The organism is Acinetobacter sp. GG2, from assembly GCF_000292385.1.
Classification (GTDB): domain Bacteria; phylum Pseudomonadota; class Gammaproteobacteria; order Pseudomonadales; family Moraxellaceae; genus Acinetobacter; species Acinetobacter seifertii.
Genome location: NZ_ALOW01000018.1, coordinates 20432 through 42302, shown reverse-complemented (window position 1 = coordinate 42302; position 21871 = coordinate 20432). Strand labels below are relative to the sequence as shown.

Genomic DNA, 21871 nt, shown 5'->3' with positions numbered 1-21871 from the left:
GCCTCTCAATAAAAATGATGAGCCGATACACATGTAACGGCTCATCTAAACTTAGTTATGCGATGGATAAACGCTCACGAATTTGATCCAAAGTACACTCATATTGAAGTTTACCATTTTCAAAGACTGTTTTAAGTGCTCCGCCTTGTTCTTGTTCGGCTGTTTGCTCATCAAACAAGATAAAACCATTTTCACCTTCTTCGATGCGTAAAAGACCTTTCGCAGATTTTTTCACACCTGAGTCTGTAATTGGGTCTTTAAACAGCTCGCGTCCTACACCATTTACTTGCCCCCAAGTCGCTTTCACAGCAAATCCAAAGGTATCGCGAGTTAAATAGTTATAGGTAAAGCTGCCGATCCCAAACACCAAATTGTTTGAAGCAAAGCCTTTGACTTCTAATCCTTCTAAAATACGCTGTGCACGATCTAGGGTAATCGAGTCACCATAGATTAAACCGACACGTTCATTCAGAACTTTATAGCCTTGCTCAGTTGTTGTACCGCCAAACACTTCCCATAAGCATTCAACCGCGCCTTTATAGGCTGGGCTTCCAACTTCAGCGTCAGGGTCACCACAAATAATTTTAACAGGGTCACCAGAGTCAGGACGGAAAACTAATTTCGCCAAACCTAAAGCATTGGGTTGTCTTGCCAAAATTTCAGGTTTTAACGCTACCGTAAACTCGGTAATCACTCGCCAAAAGTCCCAAGTATCAGACACAATACTGACAACACCAGACGGATAAAGCTCGCAGATTAAACGTTTAAATGTGTCTAGCTCACTGTTTTCTGTACCCATACACATCACACTGTGTTCGGTCGCTGGTACAGATACACCAATCACACCTGTGGCATTGTAATATTCTTCTGCGTAGTCGATTGAAGCAACTGAGTCTGTTCCAATAAAACTGGTTAAGTGGCCTACACCTGATTGCGCTGCATCATAAATTCCGCTCATACCACGGCTACTAAAATCGTGTCCTTGCACAGGTACAAAATCGAGTGGTGCGCCAGTTTTTACAGCATATTGCGTTAATAAGCGTTTGTACTCATAGGCAATTGTGGCCGTAGTACAGCTTTTCCAAAGCTCAGCACTTAACACGGTTTCAATATAGTTCGTTAACCAAAAGAAACGCGGGTCGGTATTAATAACGGTGAGCACAGGTACACGCATATTGACACGGCTGCCTTCTGGCAAGGCTTTAATGCGTAATGGTAAATATCCCAAATCGTGTAATGCTTCAATGTGGTCAACCGGTACTGCGCCTTCACCTAGTGAACTATCCATACGGCGTTTATATGCAGCCACTATCTTGTCTTTAGGTTGTTTGAAAAAGCCTTCATTCCATGTATCGATTAAAAAGTGTTTGATAAAACCCTGAAGCCCAAAGAACACAACTTTATCGTCGAAGTCAGGTAGCATTTTTGCGAGTCGAGATGAACGCGGCGTAAAGTTTGCGTACACGTACTCTGTGCCTGCTGGATACTGACGTCTGTGATCAGCTTTATAAAAATCGATAGCGTTTAATGGATTAAGTTTAATAGTCATCTTTGTTCTCTTTATTCTGCTACAAAAGCAATTACTGAAATTTTGTCTGTTGCTTTTTGTGGAAAGCTGTCTGAGGTAAATAGTTGATCTAGCAGTCCATCAAAAACCTCTATTCCTTTACTAAAAATACCGTGGGTCACGTATAGAACGACCTTATGGCAATTTAAGCGACGGAGTTCTTTGGCAATACCAATAAAAGTCGCACCGCCGTCGCAAATGTCATCGGTAATGACCGCTGTTAAGCCTGATAAATCAGTCGCATGTACATGTGTGCCCAAAATTTTGCCAGTTACAGGGTCACGTTTTTTATCACACTGAACAATAGTGATAGGTTGTTTGCGCTCAGAATTAAAAGCGTTTGCAACCATTTGTGTACGTGCTTTTGCGCCTTTGTCTGGGCAAATCAGTACTGTTTTTTCATCTTTTAATAATGTGCTTAGCGCTTCACTCTTTGCGATAATGTCGACTGAACTCACATTTACTACTTCGCTAAAAGAAGTATTGGCAGTAAGCAAAGCTGTTGTTACTTCACTATGGCAGTCCCAAACAGTCACCTTGCCTTGTTTACCCGCTTTTTTGTCTGCGTTGATGTTAAGTAGCTTCGTCATCACATCGAGTGAGAACGCTTGGCCCACTGCACAAATACGGTCCTGACGAGCGTATGGAAAATATGGAATTTCTAGGTCAACGGTTAAACCCTGATTTAGCAATATATTTTCAAGTAACAAATAGTCCATCACATCGTGACTTGAGATCATTTGCGCACGCACCAATACCTTGCCAGATAGTGAACCTAAGGTTGTCTTATCAATCTGAACATGACGCTCGCCACCAGAAAACTGCGTGAATTTCACTGGAATTTCATTTCTTGCCGCATCTAAAAGCTGGATAGCCATATCATCCTCTTTTTGTCTGATGACCTTCGATGAATATATGGTGGCACAAAGCCACTATATATTTCAAGTCTATTTTTCAAACTTTTTTCAGAGCCCTTTAAGACATAAAATTTGCAGTTTTAGAGCATTTAGAGATTTAATTTTTAAGAGAGATTATTCTTCAATTAATTGAAATAAAAGTTAATTTACAACAAGCATCACGAACAAAACCAGCATTAAAAGTAGCGGATACAATCTTGCCCGCCATAAATCAGGTAGTTTTGAAATAAATTTTTCTGAAAAATATAGTCCGATCCATGTTCCAGCAACCAAGAATAAAGCAGCTTCAAACCAGATTAGACCGATAAATCCACTAGGTGCCCATGTAGATTTCCAAAGTGACAATACACAATAAGTTAGCGTTGCAGTTAAAGACAAAGGCAGCGTGAGAATATTTGCAATAGCCGCAGCCTCTGCCATCGAACTACCCCGCCGCCGTAATAACGGAACTGTCATTACACTGCCACCCACACCTAAAAGTGCTGCAACCCAACCAATAATTCCGCCTTTAATCAGTTCGCTGTTTTCACTATAGTTTTGCTTTTGCCTTGAGGTCACCATAAAGCCTGGTCGGTAATAACAATCAATAATGGTTATGAATACATAACCCATAAATATCCAGCGAAGCCAATTTCCATTAAACAATGAGGCCATGACCGCACCGACAACTCCACCCAATGCGATACCACTCCATAAAAAGCGGATTTTTTGCCAATCAATCTGTCCGGACCGATAGTGTCGAAAAGTTGCAAAACTTGCCGAACACAGCATCACAAAAGCTGATGTAGCTACGGCGATTTGCATCGCATGTATCCCAACCATACTTTCGTTACTGTACTTTTGAATAATGACTGTATAAAGCAAAGGCACAGCAACAAAACCGCCGCCAAAGCCAAATAACCAAGTGGTAACTCCTGAAAGTAGTCCAAATAAAAATAGCTCATATAGCATCGTTATCTTCCTCATGTTTATAGAGGCATGATATAAAATAGCCCTATGGCAAACTAACGTAGAAAAGCCATATTTTTAATTATTTCAGACAAAAATATATGCGTAATATTCCAATTAACGATGTAGACCATCTACCGCAAGCGGTTTTAGCGTTAGGATCGGACTATCCTGCTGATACTTTGTTAGATACGCATAGCCATCGCCGTGCCCAGTTCTTATATGCACCCGAAGGCCTCATGAAAGTTGAAACTGAAGATGGACAATGGCTCGTGTTACCGTACAGTGGTGTATGGATACCTGCAGGTAAAGCACATCAGGTATGGCTATCTAAAGTCAGTACTTATAGTTTGTATATAGAAGTGAGTAATGCCCCAAGACAAGCAAACTATTGTGAGGTTGTGCAAGTATCACAATTACTCCATCAACTGCTCATTCAAGCAAATCAATTATCTATTGATTACTCGTACTCAGGCCGTGACGGTGCTCTTATCGATTTATTGTTATATGAGTTAGAAGCTGCACCAGCCCTACCTCTATTTATTCCATTGCCTCACAACACATTATTATCTAAACAGTGTGTTGAGTATATGGAGCATCCCGATATTCATAGCAGCCCTAAAGATTGGGCACATGACCATAATAAAAGTGAACGAACTTTTCATCGTTGGTTTAAGTCTGAAACTGGCATGTCCTTTCAGGCTTGGCGTAATCGAGTCTGCATCATCTATGCTTTAAATGCCTTAAAAGAGAATATCTCAATTACTGAAATTGCTTTTAGTTTGGGCTATGAACACTCGGCAGCATTTACCGCAATGTTCAGTAAAATTATGGGTTATCCACCTACCCATTTTCAAAAAAGATTTCATACGCACAATAAAGCGCTATAAAGATTTACTCATATGAATGGTGTCATAGGTCTCGATCCACTCACGGTTAATGACATCAAAGCCTTGTAGACGCCAAAACTTTTCAGCCGCTGGCAAAAATGGATGAGTGTGCAAATAGAAAGTGGTAATTTCATTGTTTTTTGCATGGCTAAACAACATGTCACATAGTTGAGTTGCGATACCATTACGGCGGTATTCAGGCAATACAAACAACTTAACCACTTCCACTGTATTAGATGGCAAATTTAAATCAAAACGATGGTCATACGCCCGATATGCAATAGTGCCAATAATACGGTTTTTATCTTTTACCGTAATAAAGCAACCTAATGGATCATTAACATAATATTGCCCAAAATTTTTTAAATCTTTGGGAACTTGCCCATGATAGATTTCTGGGAATAATAAATGTCTTGTATAAAGTGCAAACTCTACAGCAGATGCATAGTCTGATTTGTCTGCTAGATGATAGTGAAAAGTCATATTTATAGCCAAGAATGGTCAGGGATAACAATGGTTTTGTCTTGAATCATGGCTTCATGGAACTCAACATCATAGACACTTTTTAAAAACTTCGGATCGGTGATTCGTGTTTTAGATTCAGGCTTAACTACTTCATGTTGGCGCATAAAAAACAAATGATCTGCAAATAAAAAAGCTAAGTTGGGATCATGCATAATCGCAATCACTGTAAAATTTTGCCGCGACAACTGACGCAATTTTTTCATTAAATAAGACTGGTAATAAACATCGAGATGATTGGTTGGCTCATCAAGCAAAATCACTTTGGGTGCTTGCACTAAAATTCGGGCAATCATAACCAATTGCCTTTCACCACCTGATAGTTCTGTATAAGGACGGTCACGTAAATGCTCAATATCTAAATCAAGCAAAGCTTGATCTACACGCTCCCAGTCTGATTTTGAAGGTCTATATCTGCTAAAAGCGGCACGTCCCGTAATTACTACATCTTTAACTAAAAATGGAAATACGGTTTTATGAAACTGTGGTAAAAAGCCAAGTAACGCAGCTCGATCTTTGCCTTTAAAGTCTGATAATGGTTTTCCAGAGTAACGGATCAACCCATCTTTTAAAGGTTCTAAGCCAGCCATCAATTTAAAAAGTGTCGATTTGCCACAGCCATTGCGCCCTAAAATGACGGAAAACTGATTTTCAGGAAACTCCAGATGAATGTTTTTAAGAACCTGTTTATGCCCATAGGCATAATTTAACTGATCAATTTGAATCATGCCCAATGAGTCCTCTGTGTTTTCATTAATAATAAGAAAAATGGCGCACCAAGTAGCATGGTAAAAATGCCAATTGGTATTTCAAAGGTTAGTAAAACACGTGAAAAGTTATCAATCATGAGTAGGAAACTGCCGCCCAAAATCATATTGGCAGGAATACTGTAGCGGTGATCTGGCCCCACCAACATTCTCACAATATGCGGCATAAAGAGTCCATATAAACTAATAATGCCAGCAGCAGCCACAGAAGTTGATGTACATACAGTCACTAGTACAATTAAAAGAAGCTGCTCCCAGCGTGGATTAACACCAACCGCCTGCGCTTCTTCAGCACCGAGTGCCATTAAGTTTAAACGCCAACGCATTGCAAATAATCCGACAAGGCCAATACAAATCGGTAGCACAGCGTATTGAACTTTTTGCCAAGAAGCTTGATGTAAATTGCCCATCGTCCATTGCACAATGGCTTGTAATTTAAATGGATCACTTAGATATTGAATAACTGTAAGTCCTGCCAAAAACAGCCCCGACACAATCATGCCGGATAAAATGACCATCACTAAAGACGTCTGGCTTTCATGTTTTTGATGTGCAAATAAATATGTTAAAGCAACAGCACATACGCCAAAAATAAAGGCGGATAGATTTGGCGAAAGCCAACTTAGAGAAAGTGCCAAAGCTGCACCAAACGCCGCACCGGAAGAAATACCGAGTACATACGAGTCAACCAAAGGGTTACGAAACAATGCTTGCAAACCATTACCCGCGGTTGCTAATGCAGCTCCCACCATAAAGGTCAGTAAAATTCTGGGTAATCTGACATTGACCAGTATGTTCTGCATCAGTCTAAATTGTTCAGCATCAAAATATGGTGTACCAAAGACTGCTTGAACACCCCACCGCAAATAGTCCCATGCACTCAAGGTTTGCGTAGGCCCAATGAGCAAAGAGATAAAAACCATGATGAAAGGTAACGGGTAAAACCAATAATATTTCAGTTTTTGCATATTCATTGCACCAACGCATTGGCAAGGTGCTCACCATACAACTTGGTTAAAATACGCTGTTGTAAAGCACTTACTGGTAAATCGGACTGTTCAGGGTAAATGCTGTGGTTCAAATAAATCGCCGTAATAATGATTTTGATGGTATGGGGGTTATAAATAAATGCAGGGCTCAAATTAAATACCTTACAGTTTTGTACGGCACTTAAGCCTTGTAATTCTTTTCGTTCATAAATCAGTTTTGGGTTGGTGTTCCAAAGCACAATATTGTCAGGGTTCCATTCAATGAGAGTCTCGGGATTTACATTGGGTTGGTTAGCATTGGTCTGAACAATGTTGTAAGCACCTGCCAGCTCAATAAAATCATTGGTAATAGACTGACGTCCCGAAGTGGAAAAAATTCGCCCACCTGACCACGCATAGTAAATCGATTGCTTATTTGGCTGACGTGCTGTTTTGGCTGCGACTTCTGCCATAATTTCATCAGAAAAACTCAAAATTTCTTGAGCTCGCTTTTGAGCTCCACTTAGAACAGCAATTTCAGATAGCTCTTCTTTCACCTGTTTATAGGTGCCAGATTCCATTACATATACAGCAATACCAAATTGTCGTAATAATGCGATCGTTTGGGTCTGCCCGCTCCCCAAAATTACTAAATCGGGTTTCAACAACACAAGACTTTCAATATTGGTTGCATTGACACCTTGTGAAGGCGTTGCAAGCTGTTTATTTGCAATGCGTTGATCTATTTTTGAATAGGCGTTAAATAATAAAGGTTGAATGTATACTTCGGCTGGTATGCCAATCACTTTATGGCCTTGCCCTAGCATATATAAGCCATCTAAACCTGACTCAAATAGAGAAACAATTCTTTGCGCTGGCTTGGCTACACACACTTTTGTATTTGTACTATCAAAAACGCATATCGAATGAACTGCTAAGTTTTCTTTAGTTTTTCTACTTTGTTCAGATGAAGAACATCCACATAGAATGAGTAAAGTGAGTATTGAAGCCCAAAACCTCATTACACCTCTCCATGCACAAATATGGTGCAAAATAAAGAGATGTACTTATTTGGTGCAATTTTCATGTGAAAAAAACACCATAAGAGAGCAAAACGGTTTGAATCATCATTTATATGGGGTGCAAATTAAATGTTTAATTGAAGATATGAATAATTAAGCAATAAAAATGCCAGAATTAAAAAATAAATTTATCCATCAATCGGTTGTTATAGTTATTTCAAGTCAGAAAAAATATTTATGGGCTTTCACACTTCTCTAATAATGAGTTAACTAATACCAGTTATTTTAAAATCTAACTGAGTAAAATATTTAAAAATAATGAGACCTAAAAACATAAAAATTAAAAAAACGAAACACAATACTCAAAAATATAGTTATTTTCTCATTTTTAATTTTATCAATTAAATAAAGAATTAATAATAAACAAAATCTTAGTTAAAATAATAAAATTAAGTTTTTCTAAAAAATTACAGCTTTAAAAAGTAAATTAATCTAAAGTTAATATTAAATATAAATCTTTAATAATGACTATTTTATGTGCTAGATTAATGTACAAGAATTATCCAATTACTTGGAAATTTCTCATACTACAAATAACTTACGAACTATAAGAATATTAAACATGACAAGGATTTTAAACCATGAAAAGAAATTATTATATATTAGGCACTCTTTTATGTGGCATGAGCTTAGCAACACATGCCGACTCACTACGAATGAGTGCCACGGAGTTTGCAAAAGACCCAGCCAAAGTAAGCGCACTGCAAAAAGGTCTGGAAAAAATGCGAGCAAATAATAATGCAAATCCATTATCTCCGGAGTTTCGTACAAGTTTTAATTATTGGGCAAATACTCACGGCTATTTTGGTACGGGTACACATGGCACTGATAAAACTACATATCTTAAAAACCGTATGGCAGGTTGCTTACAAGATAATAGTCAAGCCTTATGTGATAGTTACTATAAACATATTCAAAATTCTACAGTTCCAAACGATGGCTTTACCAATGAAGTTTGGGGTACATGCCAACATGGCAATTTAAACTTCTTACCTTGGCACCGTATGATGCTTTATTTTTACGAGCGAACAGTGCGTAAGTATGTTGGCCAAGATTACTCTCTTCCTTATTGGGACTATTACCAAGAAAAAGCGGCTAATGGGAAAGGACTAGCGCTGCCTCAATTGGTTCGAGGTAAACAAGCAGGTAGCTTATATGACCAGTTCCGTACACCTGGTTTAAATGAGAATATCAGCGCTATAGATCCAGACGATGCCAGCGCTGCCCAAGCATTTAAATGGAATGACTTCACATCATTTTCCAATCAGTTACAGTCTCAGCCCCATGGTGTAATGCACTGCGCGGTTGGTAAAAACTGTGTGCTGCCAGATATGGGATTTGTACCAATTGCAGGTTTAGACCCTGTATTTTATATGCACCATGCCAATATCGACCGCTTGTGGCAATGTTGGCTAAATAAAAAAGCCAATGGGCAACCCATTACACTTGAGTGGGCAAAGAAAAACTTAGGTATGCCAGATAGCTGGTATAACACTCGATACACCTTTGCAGACGAAAACGGCAATAAAGTCACCATGACCATTGCTGATGTATTTACCCCTGGTAAAATTCCGGTGCGTTATACCAATGAAAACGCATGTAAAGTTCAAGCACCAGTTATGAGTAGTCAAGCAGGAAAAGTAAATCTATTTAAAAAAGCGCATAAACCAGTCAGCAGTAATAAAACCATTCAACTGATGGGTGTAAGTCAAAAAGTAGCTTTAGCACCTCAAACCACAACGTTCTTAAAGAGTGCTAGTCAACTTTCTCAAACCACACTTTCATCAGGACAAACTTATTTAATCTTAGATAATGTACAAATGGTGGGTAATCCAAATCTAACTTATAAGATTTATTTATCTCCTAAAAATAAACCTGACCAAAAAATTTATGTTGCCACAATTAACTATTTCGGTGTGTTAGATCATAGCCACGGCGGGCATGCGAGCAATGGTGCTATGGGTCAATTGGTCTATCAAGTCAGCGATCAAGTTAATCAATTAGGCGTACCTGCTGAAGACTTAGAGGTTCAGTTTGTTGCTACCGATTTAACCCTTAACCCAGTAAAGCAAAAGGTAAGTTCTCAAGGACTGAGCATTTCTCAAGTTCGCTTAGAAACTTCAAAATAATAATTAAGGGAGAGGCCTGATTTTTCAGGCCTATATTTATTATGAAAATAGCTCATTTAATATTATGTACCCCTCTAACGTTACTGAGTGGGTATGCCTTAGCAGAGGAGTCTTCTGACCGTATATTAGAAGACCCTCCTGAAATGTTTGTTGCACGTAATCATCAAACTTTACTTGCGGCACCAAGCCCTACTACTGCCACAACAAACGTTCCGCAAATGCAGTCTTCAAATGAAGCATTGTTTACTTGGGAGGTTAAAAAAACAATAAATAGACTCTGGAACCCAGCAACAAACAGTTATGACAAAGTCATGTTACGCAGCTATCAAGGCACAAATACACAGCCCAATACGCCTTATATTGCTCCAACCATTGAGGTATTTCCCGGTGAAACCGTACGAGCAACTTTAGATAATCAGCTTGATATAGATCCAATAACTCACAGAAAACTTCCAAAAGACCCAAGTTGCACTGGCGATCATTTTGACGTGAATAAACCACATTGTTTTGATGGTACCAATATGCATACACATGGGTTATGGATTAACCCAGCAGGAAATAGTGATAACGTTTTAGTTTCGATTAATCCGGGTGTTAACTTCCAGTATGAATACAATATACCGCCAGATCATCCGGCCGGAACATTTTGGTATCATCCGCATCGACATGGTTCAACCGCGATTCAAGTCGCAAGTGGTATGGCGGGTGCTTTGATTATTCGTGGATATCGTCAACCCACACCAAATAAAACAGGTGATTTAGATTTACTCACCTATGGTTTTAAAGAAAGAACGCTGGTTTTTCAGCAAATTCAATATGCTTGCTATGATGCTAACGGCAAAATCCAAACTGACTCAAAAGGTAATTACATTTGCCAAAATAATCAAATTGGTGAAATTAGGGATTATCAGGGCTTTGGTGTCGGCGGTTGGGGAAAATCAGGACGATATACAAGCATTAATGGTGAAGTTCAGCCTTTCATTACTCAAGCTGTAGCAGGACAAGTTGAACGTTGGCGAATGATTCATGCTGGTGTACGCGACAGTATTAACCTGAGCGTTCGCCAAATGCAAAACATCCCTTCTAAACTCGATTTAACACCAACGGGTGAAAAGCAATTATTAAGAGAAAGCTGTACAGGCCCGATTGTAAGTCAACACCTTATTGCAGCCGATGGCTTAACCCTTAAACAAGTCATGGATAAAACAGTCACTGTTTTTCAACCGGGTTACCGTTTCGATGCCTTAATGCAATTCCCGCAAGAAGGCCGCTATTGTCTGATTGATGAAGCTGCTTCAGCTTCTGCTAACGTGGACCGTATATCTTCTGAGAGACGCTTACTGGGGATTATTCAAGTTAATAAATCCACTTCAGCGCCTCAGTCTTTAACAACAGTGTTAAGCAATAATGCAACACGTAATATTGCACCAGATATGCGTCCCGCTGTGCTTCAAGATTTACAACAAAATTTAAAGCTCAGTCATTTTGTTCCGCATCAGGATTTACCGGCAACACCAAATAAACAATTTTTAGAATTTAATATTGATACTAAGGCTAATCCAACTCAATTTCAGGTCGATGGAAAACCATATAAACCAGATCGAATTGACCGCACACTTGAGTTAGGTAAAACTGATGAATGGATACTTACCTCTAAATTAGCCAGCCATCCATTCCACATTCATGTAAACCCGTTTCAGATCGTTGAGATTAAAGATCCTAGTGGGAAAGATGTCAGTGATATCAACGCCGTTGATGACTATGACAAATCAGCTCCACCCGACCCACAATACCGCGGTCTCAAAGGAACATTGAAAGACACTATTTGGGTTAAAAACGTACAAGGAAAGAGTTATACAATCACTGTTAGAACCAAGTACCAACGCTACATCGGTGACTTTGTATTGCACTGTCATATTTTAGATCATGAAGATCAAGGCATGATGCAAAACATTCGCATTAGCCTTCCAGATGGTAATGGTGGTGTTTCACAGGGACATCATTAACCATAAATCTTTTTCAGACAGAATTAAAAAGGCCGCTTCTCGCGGCCTTCGTTTTATCATTTTTATATAGACCGTTTATTTTCTTGATAATTGATATTCTTTAAAAATAAATCGACTACATATTCAACCCAAATACCAATTTCACTCTCAGATATTAAATAATCAGGATGGGTCAGACATTTTAAATGAGCATCACTTCGTAAAAGCGATAAAAAGATATTTGCCGCAGCTTCAGAGGAAGAACTTAACTCAATTTCTCCTTGTTTGACCGATTTTTCAAGATAACCCGCAATAATATTTGCCAGTTTTTGTGGTCCAAGTTCAAAGAATTTTTCAGATAATTCTGGGAATCTGACTGCTTCAGCAATACAAACCCTAAAAAAAGCCAAACCCAAATGTGACAATATAAAGCAGAGATAAGTTTTACCCATCTCTGTTAAAGCTGAACGTAAATTTTTAGCTTGCGTTTCAACTAAAATAATTTGCTTTTGCATGTTGGTGCATTGACGTTCAATGACTGCAGCGAACATCGCTTCTTTATTTTTAAAACAACCATACATGGTGGCTTTTGAAACACCAGCTTCTTTTTGAATCATGTCTGTCGTTGTGCCACTAAAACCGTGGATCAGAAAAAACTTTGTTGCTGCATCCAGAATTTTTTGATCTTTCTCATTGGCTTTAATGCAATCAGACATACGAACCTACAAATATATTTAGAAATTTCATGATTAGTGTAACTCATCGAAAAGTTCAAAATCGAGAATTGACGTAATTTTAATAAGATAGTACAGTACCGATCGGTACAGCTGAGCTCAATAACTGCTCTATGCAACGAGTTCATTTTTAAAATTTAAGGTAAAAGATGAATATACGACCACTCATCGGTTTGGCAGGTGCAATTTTTGCAGCAATGACTGTCGAATTTAATAACCGAATTACCAGTATTACTTTGGTCGATATTCGCGGTGCAATGGGTATTAGTGTCGACTCTGGTTATTGGGTCAGCAGTATTTATGCCAGTGCCATGATTATTGGCATGATCCTCTCTACCAGTTGGGCCGTTATTTTTTCAATGCGTAGAGTCCTTCTTTTTGCCATAGGTCTTTGTCTCGTCTCTAGCGTTTTAATTCCTTTTAGTCCCAACATTGAAATATTTTATTTATTGCGTGGCTTGCAAGGACTTGCCAATGGTTTAACCATTCCTTTACTCATGGCATGTGCACTTAGATTTCTAGGGCCAGAAATCCGTTTATGGGGTTTGGCCTGCTATGCGCTAACAGCAACTTTCTTTCCCAACTTAAGTGCTGCACTTTCAGCTTTTTATTTAGATGTGATTGGTTGGAAAATGATATTTTTCCAAACTATTCCTTTTTGTGCGCTAGGTGCTGCGCTGGTTTACTTTGGTATTCCCCAAGATCCATTAAATTATTCAAGAATAAAAACTTACGATTGGACTGGCGCGATTTTAGCCATTATTGGCTTGGCAAGCTTAAGTACCATGCTTTTACATGGCAATCATTTAGACTGGTTCCATTCTAAATTGATTAGTGTTTTGGCTTTAATCAGTGCCATTACCCTACCTTTATTTTTAATACATGAATGGCGCTATCCAACGCCATTAATTAAACCGCAAATGCTCGAAATACGAAATTTTGCCTATGCCGTTATTGCCCTGTTTTGTTTTGTGGTTATTGGCATGTCAACAAGCACTTTACCACTCAATTACTTAAGCGCTGTACATGGTTATAAACCAACTCAAACCATGTGGATTGGTTTACAAATTGCGGCCTTACAATTTATTTATATTCCAATTGTTATTAAGTTTTTAAATCAAGCTTGGGTCGACAGCCGTTATGTACATGGCTTTGGTTTGCTTCTGGTCATTGCTGGTTGCCTAGGTGCAAGCCAACTCGATACCACTTGGAATCAAGACCAATTTTACTTTTGGCATGCCATCTCATGTTTGGGCCAAACTTGTGTCGTGCTCTCACTCTTAATGATGGGTACAAACAGTGTTCATCCAACCATAGCAATTTATGCATCACCGATGATTAACACTCCGCGTGCGATTAGCGGTGTACTGGGTGTGTGCATATTGGATTGGGTCAATCGCGTACGTGGTGAATACCATTCAACACGGTTGATTGAAAATACCGCACAACATGTTTTCCAAAATATTCAAGGCCCTGTCATTAATCCGCTTACTCCCCCTGTGCTTACCGCAAATGGTGCAGATCGTGTTTCAGGCGGTTTATCTGCCCTAAATTCTGCGATTCAGGCGCAACAATCTGTTTTAGTTATTAGCGATCAATATCTCATCTTAGCTGGCCTTACTGTAATTTTATTCATTGTGATGTTGATTTTGCCAGTTCGAACTTATCCACCACGCATTGCTCTCATTAAGTTAATGAATAGTCATAACTCAGGAAAATCTTTATGAGTACTCTAGAAGCCCAAGATCACTCTGCGACCGAGTCAGCCAAATTAACAAAGGTGCAATATCTCAAAAAGCATTGGGTTATGGTTATTGCATTTATTATTGTTTTGGTCTCTATTTTATGGGTTTTAAAACTTATATTTTTACCATCTTCGACTATTGAAACAGACGATGCACGTGTAGATGTAGAGTACTCAACCATTGCCCCTAAAGTCTCTGGAAATATCGAAGAAATTTATATTAAAGATCATCAGACCGTAAAAAAAGGCCAGCTTTTGGCACGGATTGATGCAAGAGATTATGAAGCTGCTTTAGCTGAAGCAGAATCTAATTATGCTAAAGCGGAAGCTGATCTAAATGAAGCAAAACTGGCAGTAGAAAGACAACCGACTGTTATTCGAGAAACAGAGGCTCAGCTTAGAAAAGTAGAAGCTGGAATTAAACTCACCAAAGATAATACAGCGCGTTATGAGCAACTACAGGCACTTGGTGCTGAGTCTAGATTAATTACACAACAGTCAAAAACTACATTGACTGAGCAATATGCTGACTTAGACAGCAGTAAAGAAAAAGTTACCGATGCACAGTATCAGCTCAACCAATATAGAATTCAGGTTCAAGCCAAACAAGCTGTTTTAAAACAAGCTCAAGCGGCACTTGATAAAGCAAAGTTGAATTTGAGTTACACAGAAGTTCGAGCACCTATTGATGGCATGATTGGTCAAAAGTCAGCTAATGTAGGTAACTTTGTAAGCGCTGGTAATCCACTCATGGTGGTTGTTCCTTTAGATCAGGTTTATGTAGAAGCAAACTTCCGTGAAATTGAGCTAAAACAAATTAAAATCGGTCAGCCTGTCACTGTCTATGTCGACGCTTACAATGTTGAGTTAAAAGGTATAGTAGACAGCTTCTCTCCATCTACTGGTGCATTTTTCTCTCCGATCTCGGCGACCAATGCGACAGGTAACTTTACCAAGATTGTTCAGCGTTTACCTTTACGCATCAAGCTTATTGAAAATCAAAAAGATATTAAGTTGTTGCGCCCAGGTCTATCTGTTGTAGTTTCTGTAGATACCAATAAAAAGTAAATTTGAGGTTGTGACGTAATTAAAAAAAGAGACCATTGAATGGTCTCTTTTTTTAATGATGAGTTTTAAAAAGTCTTTAAAACTTTTTGGTGTAGTTTACAAACAAGCGATCTTCACCAAAGTCATTGCCATGTTTAACGTTGTAATCAATCCGAATATATTGTAGAGCAAAACCTTTTAAGAGCGGTTGTTGAAATGCGTAGTTTAGAATGACATTTGACTCAGTTTCGTGGTTTTTCTCGCCATTGGCTGCTCTAAAATCATTTCCGTAAACATATTTCACCATCGCATTTAAGCCCGGCACGTAATCTTTAAAGTCGTAGCCATACATGACATGGTAAGACTTTTCATCTTTTTTAAAGAATCCCGTGGCATTCCAGTTAATGAAATAGGTCTCTGGCAAAAAGCCATCTGGTAATGGGTATGCCGATTCACCAATAATTTGTTGGTAACCCAAGCCAAAGGTATGATTTTTTACTTTAAGTGTTTCTAGTACTCCAATGTTTTGCGCATCGATATCAAAAGTATTGCCGTCATTTTTTGCATTAAAGTACTTAAATTTAGAAGTAAGCGCAAAGTTAGGTTGTTTCCAGTTATGCTCAAGTCCTACATAGTGCTTATTGTAGAGGTCTTCTAAATTACCAAAGTAATATTCGCCCTTTAAAGACGGCGTAAATTGATAGCGCAGGTCAATGTAGTTCAAACCATCAGATTCTTTAGTAACTCCATTTGATGTGAAAGAAAACTTTTTAAAATCTTCTTCATTTCGTGGCGACACTTTTTCCACTCGGCCAATTTCAGCATAAAGCTGATCTGAAAGTTGTGACTTTAAGTTGGTTCCCCAATATGAAGTGAGTAACTGACGACTAGCGTCTACGGCAGTTACTGGTAAATCTAACCAAAGTTCACCCACACTTAATAAAGTTTTGTCATAGCCCAGCTTTAAAGTAGCGCCGTATTTTAAATAGTCGGATGCCTAAGATTGTGTTTCTTTATTAAAAGGTAGAACCGTATCTGCGACGTGTTTGTCAGAACTTAAACGCACGGCGTATTGAACAGAAGCATCGGCCCCAATTGTGATTGGCTTGTCAGCTATGACTAACGGGGTGTCATGCATTTTTGATTTATAAAATAAAGATGCTCCCTGAGACCAACTGCCAGTATCTTTGAGTGCATCATTATCAAAATCACGGTTGATATAGGCGTTTTTTAAAGTGAATTTCCACTCATCTTCACTTTGTTGAGTAGTATCTGCTGCCCACAACGCTGAATGACCACTACAGATAAATAAAAGGGTAGCAAACTTTAAATATGGTGTTTTTAAATATTTCATGAAACAAATCATCCTTTAACTATTGTCTGCGCCATCCTTTGGCACAGACATATATTTTCGGTGGAATCGTGTTATCTCAATTTGAAGCGACTAAAAGTTGAGAGCGATTTTTCTTTAAACGTTTAATGAGTAACAACGAAACCGCAGCACAAAATGCTGGTACCGCTAAAATGCTTAAAATTTCAAAACTGGAGAGATTTAATGACATTAACCAGCCGCCCATAATTGATCCCACAATCGATCCTGAGCGCCCTACTGCGTTAGCCCAACTTACACCTGTTGCTCGGCAATGTGTTGGATAAAAACTAGATGCAAAAGCGTTTGCTCCCACTTGCGAACCACTAATTCCTGCACCTACCCCAAACATGGCAAACATCAATAAAGCCGTATTTGCCTGTTCAATTCCAAACCCCAAACAAATCAGGAAGAATCCGCCAAAAACATAAGCCGTACTTAAAATTTTGGTTGCATCCATCTTATCCATTAGCAGGCCTAAGATAATCGCACCAATGGTTCCACCTATTTGAAAAATTGAAGTCAGCCATGACGCGTTGGATAAATTAAAGCCCTCATTGGTCAGTAAAGTAGGCATCCAACTTGAAATCATATAAATAATGAGAAGGCTCATAAAAAAGGTAAACCAAATCAAAAAAGTACCTAAAGCAAAGCCTTTATTAAACAAGTCTTTCAAGCTTGATTTTTCGACTTCATTGACTGTTGGAACCAAAGTTGGTGTGCTATTTAAATGCGGTGCAATACGGTGAATAATCTTTTCAATTTTTTCGGTACCCTTCTTTTTAAGCACTAAAAATCGAATAGATTCAGGTAATAAAAAATATAAGAAAGGTACTGTTGCTAAAGGTAATACTCCCCCAATGAGCAAAATACCGTGCCAGCCAATATGAGGAAGTAGCTGAGCCGAAAAAATACCACCAAGAGCGGAACCCACAGTAAAGCCACAGAACATCATGGTCACTAAATTAGAGCGACGAGATGTAGGCGCATATTCAGAGGTTAAAGTAATTGCATTGGGTAAAGCCCCTCCTAGACCCAAACCAGTGAGAAATCTCCAAATAATCAGTGTTTGTAAATCTGCTGAAAAAGAGGCAAAAACACTGGCAATTCCAAACATAATGACCGACCCAATCAAAATCGGTTTACGGCCTAATTTATCGGATAACGGTCCGAAAATAAGTGCACCAGCCATCAGTCCAAATAAGCCAGCGCCAAATAAAGGCGCCAAATCGGTTGCTTGCAACCCCCATTCTGCCTTTAAAGCAGGTGCAATAAACCCAACTGCTGCGGTATCAAAACCATCAATCGCAACAATCAAAAAACACAACCACATGATTAATTTTTGCAAAGACGATAGCGGTATTTCATCAATGAAACTTTGTACGTCTATAGAGTTTTGAGACATGAGAGCTCCTTTCGCCAATACATTGGCGTATATGCAATCCTTAGCAAAAGTGCCCAACTGTATTTTTTATTTAGGTTGAGCACCTATTTCAATAAATCAGATCAATTTGATTTATTTCACATTCACCGTAATGCCAGTCAGCCCGGTAATGTCTGCGCGCATAACATCACCTTTCACTACAGCACCCACACCTTCTGGAGTTCCTGTAAAAATCAAATCACCTGCTTTTAGTTCAAATAACGTAGATAAATTCGCAATCGTTTCAGCCACAGACCAAATCAGGTGACTGACATCGCTGTGCTGTTCGGTTTTACCATTTACAGTTAAATGAATATCGGCATTATTGATTTCACCCGTTTGAGTAATCGGATGAATTGGGCCAATTGGTGCAGAAAAATCAAAAGCTTTACCGATTTCCCATGGACGACCTTTTTCACGCATTGCCATCTGTAAGTCACGGCGTGTCATATCTAAACCAACTGCATAACCATAGATATAGTTCGCTGCATCCTCAACTGAGACATTTTTGGCATCTTTACCTATTGCAACGACCAACTCGATTTCATAATGAAAATTTGAAGTTTCAGATGGATATGGAATATCAACCGCATCTGTATTTACCGGAATAACTGACTCAAGGTCATTTGGCTTACAAAAGAAAAATGGTGGTTCACGGTCTGGGTCAAAACCCATTTCACGTGCATGAGCAGCGTAGTTACGGCCAACGCAATACACACGGCGTACTGGAAATTTATGCGCTGAGCCGTGAATAAATAGACCCGCAGTGGTCATTGGTTCAAAAATAAATGACATATCTAAATTCCTTCTATTAAGTTAATCACGACTCAAAATGCATCTGCCTGCTGTTCAGGTGCTGCCTTTTGAAATGCTTCTAAGGTCATGCAATGTTGGTAAATTTCATTAATGTTTGGATAAGCCGATAAATCGACTTTAAAACGCTCAGCAGAAACTACTTGTGGAACTAAATAGGCATCTGCAATGGTCGGTTGATTGCCATAGCAGAACTTTTCGCGATTCTGGTCTTGTTCCAAAATATGCTCTAAAGCTGCAAATCCATCCTGAATCCACTTGGCACACCATGCGTTGATTTGTGCATCATCCAGCCCTAAGTTCTGGCGTAAGTATTCAAGAACACGCTTGTTGTTTAATGGATGAACGTCACATCCAACTAAAGCAGCAATAGCACGGACTTTTTCACGACCTAATGCATCTATAGGTAATAAAGCGGGTTCGGGATATTGTTCTTCCAGCCATTCGATAATGGCTGGACTTTGCAACAAGTTCCCCGATTCAGTTTCAAGTACCGGTACAAATCCTTGCGGATTTAAAGCTTTAAAAGCAGCTTGATGGTGTTCATTTTTAGCGAGTGAGATATAAATCGCTTCGTAAGCTAAACTCTTTAGGTTCAACACAATGCGAGTCCGATGCGATGTACCGCTGCGGAAAAAGCTATAGAGTTTCATGCCACATTCCCTTGATAGTTTTTCACTGCATCAAGGCAGTTATTGACATTCCAACCATATAACCATTCCATTGCATCATAAAAACGTTCAGTAGGACGTCCACGCCACAAATCGTTGCGAACCAAGCGTTGCACACCTTTGGCATGGTAAATTTTGCCCATTTCACGTGAAGACAAAACAATACGTGCTGTACGGGCCACACGTGCTTTTTGATAAATATCAAAAGCTTTTAAAATGTCATGGTTGGTAATACGTAACGCTTCCCCTAAAGTTACGGCATCTTCCATCGCCATACATGCACCTTGCGCCATATATTGCGTGGTTGGGTGTGCTGCATCGCCAAGTAATGTCACACGGCCAAAAGTCCATGTTTCAATCGGCTCACGGTCTGCGGTTGCCCAGCGGCGCCAACTTTTAGGTAGCTCAATCAATTGACGAGCTTTCGGGCAAATTCCTTGAAAATAAGACAGCACTTCTTCTTTAGAGCCGTCGGTTACGCCCCACTGTTCTTTCTCACGGCTATGGAACGTCACCACAACGTTATATTCCTTTCCGCCGCGTAGTGGATAATGCACAAGGTGGCAATTTGGCCCGACCCAAATACTGGCTGCATTCCATTTCAAGTCTTCAGGAAACTCGCTTTCAGGTACAACAGCACGATAAACCACATGACCTGTAACCAATGCTGGGTCACCCACATAAGTCTCACGCACAACAGATTTAACACCGTCAGCACCGATAAATGCCTGACCATGATATTGCTTCCCGTTTTGATCGGTAATCGTTACGCCAGCATCATCCTGTTCAACTTTTTGAATTTGGCAATTAGTGATAATTTCCAAGTGGCCGTATTGTTTAGCACCTTCGACCAATGAAGCATGAATATCGGCACGGTGAATCACCGCATATGGGTTACCAAAACGTTCACGGAATTTTTCATCGGTTGGAATTTTGCCGACCTGATATTCATCAATCGCATCGTGCATAACCATATAGTCGGTATAAACTGCTTTACTACGAGCAATTTCACCAATTCCTAGCGCATCAAAGGCATGAAATGCGTTTGGCCCTAGTTGAATTCCTGCACCGATCTCACCAATTTCAGGGGCTTGTTCAAAAACCTGTACCTTAAAACCTTGTTTTGCCAAAGCAAGTGCTGCTGCAAACCCGCCAATGCCGCCACCAGCAATTAATATCGGTTGTTGAGTATTTGACATGATTTATATCCTTATAAAATATTCTATTTACTGGCGCTCACGCACAGAGTACAAACCCAGTTTCCGTTGTAAGGGCGCTTCATCTGCAATAAACAAATAACATGGTTGATCTGAGGTATTGATTAAATCAATATGAGAAAAACATGGTGCACATGCCGTATCAGCTTTATTTAAATTGAAATCTTTCTGATCAATTTTGACTTGGAGCTGACCGTCAATCACATGAAAAATTTGGGCAGTAGAGCGCGGTTGGAGCTGTAAAGTTTCATTTGGTCTGAGCATTAAAGCCGAATAACCAATAATATTTTGACAGTCATCACCGGTTTCAGGATTGATGTAAGTCACCTGAATTGGAGCTTGATGGTTGTTATCATCTGCAAGCGCATGCAAAACTTTTTTGGTTTCTTTCCAAGAGTAGCGCATGATCGGATACGAGGCATTTTCACGGGTAAAATGAGCTGTTGGTACAATGCCCGTTCCATAATGATGAGCATTTCCGGCACTGGTCACTTTTTGGATTTCACCCGGTTGTACATAAGAAGCTTCCATGTAATAAACCAAAGGTAAATCCAGTACATCTAACCAGATCACAGGCTCATCGCCATCATGTCCATGTTCATGCCAAAGCCCAGATGGCGTAAGGATTAAATCTCCATGCTCCATCATGCATTTTTGACCTTCAACTGTCGTATACGCGCCTTCACCTTCAACAATCAGACGCACTGCATTTGGGGTATGTCGATGTGATGGCGCCCACTCTTTTGGTAACAAAAGCTGCATACCAAGATACATGACCGAACTGGCTTTCATATTTTCCAGACCATGTCCGGGATTGGCTAAAACCAATACACGGCGTTCAGCTTTTTCAATCGGTGTTAACTCACCTGCTTCAAGTAATAAAGGTTTAATATTCTGAAAATACCATGCGGTCGCTACCGTCTGCGGCATAGGTTTATGCGGAGGCAATACATTACGTAAACTTGGCCATAAAGGGACTAAATTTGATTCTTCAAGTTGACCAAGATAACGTTTTGGCAAGTCATCTAGCGTTGCTAACTGTTCCATTTCAGATCCTCTATTTAAGGCCAATTTGTAC

The 21871-nt window shown here is 39.4% G+C and carries 18 protein-coding genes and 1 pseudogene; 5 read left to right on the top strand and 14 right to left on the bottom strand.

Annotation, left to right across the window (positions count from 1 at the left end; all coding sequences use genetic code 11):
• Nucleotides 1-55: 55 nt before the first annotated feature.
• The 3 genes from B554_RS0101815 to B554_RS0101805 all read right to left on the bottom strand — a co-directional run bounded on the left by B554_RS0101815 (nt 56) and on the right by B554_RS0101805 (nt 3435).
• Nucleotides 56-1549 carry a nicotinate phosphoribosyltransferase gene (locus tag B554_RS0101815; RefSeq protein WP_019456760.1) on the bottom strand — a complete coding sequence of 498 codons (1494 nt, stop codon included), beginning with the start codon at nt 1547-1549 and terminating at the stop codon, nt 56-58.
• 11 nt (nt 1550-1560) lie between these two features.
• Nucleotides 1561-2445, bottom strand: coding sequence for a phosphoribosyltransferase family protein (locus B554_RS0101810; RefSeq protein WP_019456759.1), 885 nt, complete (start codon nt 2443-2445; stop codon nt 1561-1563).
• A gap of 180 nt (nt 2446-2625) precedes the next feature.
• Entirely contained in the window at nt 2626-3435 is an 810-nt protein-coding gene (locus B554_RS0101805; RefSeq protein WP_019456758.1) for a sulfite exporter TauE/SafE family protein, read from the bottom strand.
• Between the two features lie 98 nt (nt 3436-3533).
• On the opposite strand from B554_RS0101805, the gene B554_RS0101800 reads away from it, so the two are divergent.
• Complete coding sequence (locus tag B554_RS0101800) at nt 3534-4322, top strand: AraC family transcriptional regulator (protein WP_019456757.1); 789 nt, start codon at nt 3534-3536, stop codon at nt 4320-4322.
• On the opposite strand, the gene B554_RS0101795 is transcribed toward B554_RS0101800, so the two are convergent.
• Genes B554_RS0101795 through B554_RS0101780 form a run of 4 tightly spaced genes read right to left on the bottom strand, consistent with a single transcriptional unit; the run spans nt 4317 to nt 7601 of the window.
• The gene (locus tag B554_RS0101795; RefSeq protein WP_019456756.1) at nt 4317-4805 is read right to left on the bottom strand and encodes a GNAT family N-acetyltransferase; all 489 of its coding nucleotides are present in this window, start codon (nt 4803-4805) and stop codon (nt 4317-4319) included. The genes B554_RS0101800 and B554_RS0101795 overlap by 6 nt on opposite strands.
• Nucleotides 4806-4807: 2 nt before the next feature.
• Nucleotides 4808-5572: an ABC transporter ATP-binding protein gene (locus B554_RS0101790; RefSeq protein WP_019456755.1), complete on the bottom strand. Its 765-nt coding sequence runs from the start codon at nt 5570-5572 to the stop codon at nt 4808-4810.
• The gene (locus B554_RS0101785; RefSeq protein ID WP_081400271.1) at nt 5569-6579 is read right to left on the bottom strand and encodes a FecCD family ABC transporter permease; all 1011 of its coding nucleotides are present in this window, start codon (nt 6577-6579) and stop codon (nt 5569-5571) included. Before B554_RS0101785 ends, B554_RS0101790 begins: the two co-directional genes overlap by 4 nt.
• A 2-nt stretch (nt 6580-6581) precedes the next feature.
• On the bottom strand, nt 6582-7601 hold the full coding sequence (locus tag B554_RS0101780; protein ID WP_019456753.1) for an ABC transporter substrate-binding protein: 1020 nt from the start codon (nt 7599-7601) through the stop codon (nt 6582-6584).
• Between the two features lie 641 nt (nt 7602-8242).
• Here B554_RS0101780 and B554_RS0101775 point away from each other — a divergent pair.
• Nucleotides 8243-9790: a tyrosinase family protein gene (locus B554_RS0101775; RefSeq protein WP_019456752.1), complete on the top strand. Its 1548-nt coding sequence runs from the start codon at nt 8243-8245 to the stop codon at nt 9788-9790.
• Between the two features lie 41 nt (nt 9791-9831).
• A complete protein-coding gene (locus B554_RS0101770; protein ID WP_025465045.1) occupies nt 9832-11796 on the top strand; it encodes a multicopper oxidase family protein in 1965 nt (654 codons plus the stop codon).
• 62 nt (nt 11797-11858) lie between these two features.
• Here B554_RS0101770 and B554_RS0101765 read toward each other — a convergent pair whose 3' ends face one another.
• A complete protein-coding gene (locus tag B554_RS0101765) occupies nt 11859-12491 on the bottom strand; it encodes a TetR/AcrR family transcriptional regulator (protein WP_019456750.1) in 633 nt (210 codons plus the stop codon).
• A 167-nt stretch (nt 12492-12658) separates the two neighbouring features.
• Between B554_RS0101765 and B554_RS0101760 the strand changes: the two genes are divergently transcribed.
• Nucleotides 12659-14236: an MFS transporter gene (locus B554_RS0101760; RefSeq protein ID WP_019456749.1), complete on the top strand. Its 1578-nt coding sequence runs from the start codon at nt 12659-12661 to the stop codon at nt 14234-14236.
• On the top strand, nt 14233-15321 hold the full coding sequence (locus B554_RS0101755; protein ID WP_019456748.1) for an HlyD family secretion protein: 1089 nt from the start codon (nt 14233-14235) through the stop codon (nt 15319-15321). Before B554_RS0101760 ends, B554_RS0101755 begins: the two co-directional genes overlap by 4 nt.
• 76 nt (nt 15322-15397) lie before the next feature.
• On the opposite strand, the pseudogene B554_RS0101750 reads toward B554_RS0101755, so the two are convergent.
• The 6 genes and pseudogenes from B554_RS0101750 to B554_RS0101725 form a co-directional block, all read right to left on the bottom strand.
• Nucleotides 15398-16654, bottom strand: a pseudogene (locus tag B554_RS0101750) (OprD family outer membrane porin).
• A gap of 76 nt (nt 16655-16730) precedes the next feature.
• The gene (locus B554_RS0101745) at nt 16731-18074 is read right to left on the bottom strand and encodes an MFS transporter (RefSeq protein ID WP_019456747.1); all 1344 of its coding nucleotides are present in this window, start codon (nt 18072-18074) and stop codon (nt 16731-16733) included.
• Between the two features lie 111 nt (nt 18075-18185).
• The gene (locus tag B554_RS0101740) at nt 18186-18887 is read right to left on the bottom strand and encodes a fumarylacetoacetate hydrolase family protein (RefSeq protein WP_019456746.1); all 702 of its coding nucleotides are present in this window, start codon (nt 18885-18887) and stop codon (nt 18186-18188) included.
• A gap of 32 nt (nt 18888-18919) precedes the next feature.
• Nucleotides 18920-19558 (bottom strand): maleylacetoacetate isomerase, encoded by a 639-nt coding sequence (gene maiA, locus B554_RS0101735; protein ID WP_019456745.1) that lies wholly within the window; start codon nt 19556-19558, stop codon nt 18920-18922.
• Nucleotides 19555-20775 carry a 3-hydroxybenzoate 6-monooxygenase gene (locus B554_RS0101730; protein ID WP_019456744.1) on the bottom strand — a complete coding sequence of 407 codons (1221 nt, stop codon included), beginning with the start codon at nt 20773-20775 and terminating at the stop codon, nt 19555-19557. The genes maiA and B554_RS0101730 overlap by 4 nt, the downstream gene beginning before the upstream one ends.
• A 27-nt stretch (nt 20776-20802) precedes the next feature.
• On the bottom strand, nt 20803-21840 hold the full coding sequence (locus B554_RS0101725) for a cupin domain-containing protein (RefSeq protein ID WP_019456743.1): 1038 nt from the start codon (nt 21838-21840) through the stop codon (nt 20803-20805).
• Between the last annotated feature and the right edge of the window lie 31 nt (nt 21841-21871).

Coding starts and splice junctions, on each gene's coding strand:
- B554_RS0101815 (WP_019456760.1), bottom strand. CDS start 1,549: ATGACTATTAAACTTAATCCATTAAACGCTATCGATTTTTATAAAGCT.
- B554_RS0101810 (WP_019456759.1), bottom strand. CDS start 2,445: ATGGCTATCCAGCTTTTAGATGCGGCAAGAAATGAAATTCCAGTGAAA.
- B554_RS0101805 (WP_019456758.1), bottom strand. CDS start 3,435: ATGCTATATGAGCTATTTTTATTTGGACTACTTTCAGGAGTTACCACT.
- B554_RS0101800 (WP_019456757.1), top strand. CDS start 3,534: ATGCGTAATATTCCAATTAACGATGTAGACCATCTACCGCAAGCGGTT.
- B554_RS0101795 (WP_019456756.1), bottom strand. CDS start 4,805: ATGACTTTTCACTATCATCTAGCAGACAAATCAGACTATGCATCTGCT.
- B554_RS0101790 (WP_019456755.1), bottom strand. CDS start 5,572: ATGATTCAAATTGATCAGTTAAATTATGCCTATGGGCATAAACAGGTT.
- B554_RS0101785 (WP_081400271.1), bottom strand. CDS start 6,579: ATGCAAAAACTGAAATATTATTGGTTTTACCCGTTACCTTTCATCATG.
- B554_RS0101780 (WP_019456753.1), bottom strand. CDS start 7,601: ATGAGGTTTTGGGCTTCAATACTCACTTTACTCATTCTATGTGGATGT.
- B554_RS0101775 (WP_019456752.1), top strand. CDS start 8,243: ATGAAAAGAAATTATTATATATTAGGCACTCTTTTATGTGGCATGAGC.
- B554_RS0101770 (WP_025465045.1), top strand. CDS start 9,832: ATGAAAATAGCTCATTTAATATTATGTACCCCTCTAACGTTACTGAGT.
- B554_RS0101765 (WP_019456750.1), bottom strand. CDS start 12,491: ATGTCTGATTGCATTAAAGCCAATGAGAAAGATCAAAAAATTCTGGAT.
- B554_RS0101760 (WP_019456749.1), top strand. CDS start 12,659: ATGAATATACGACCACTCATCGGTTTGGCAGGTGCAATTTTTGCAGCA.
- B554_RS0101755 (WP_019456748.1), top strand. CDS start 14,233: ATGAGTACTCTAGAAGCCCAAGATCACTCTGCGACCGAGTCAGCCAAA.
- B554_RS0101745 (WP_019456747.1), bottom strand. CDS start 18,074: ATGTCTCAAAACTCTATAGACGTACAAAGTTTCATTGATGAAATACCG.
- B554_RS0101740 (WP_019456746.1), bottom strand. CDS start 18,887: ATGTCATTTATTTTTGAACCAATGACCACTGCGGGTCTATTTATTCAC.
- maiA (WP_019456745.1), bottom strand. CDS start 19,558: ATGAAACTCTATAGCTTTTTCCGCAGCGGTACATCGCATCGGACTCGC.
- B554_RS0101730 (WP_019456744.1), bottom strand. CDS start 20,775: ATGTCAAATACTCAACAACCGATATTAATTGCTGGTGGCGGCATTGGC.
- B554_RS0101725 (WP_019456743.1), bottom strand. CDS start 21,840: ATGGAACAGTTAGCAACGCTAGATGACTTGCCAAAACGTTATCTTGGT.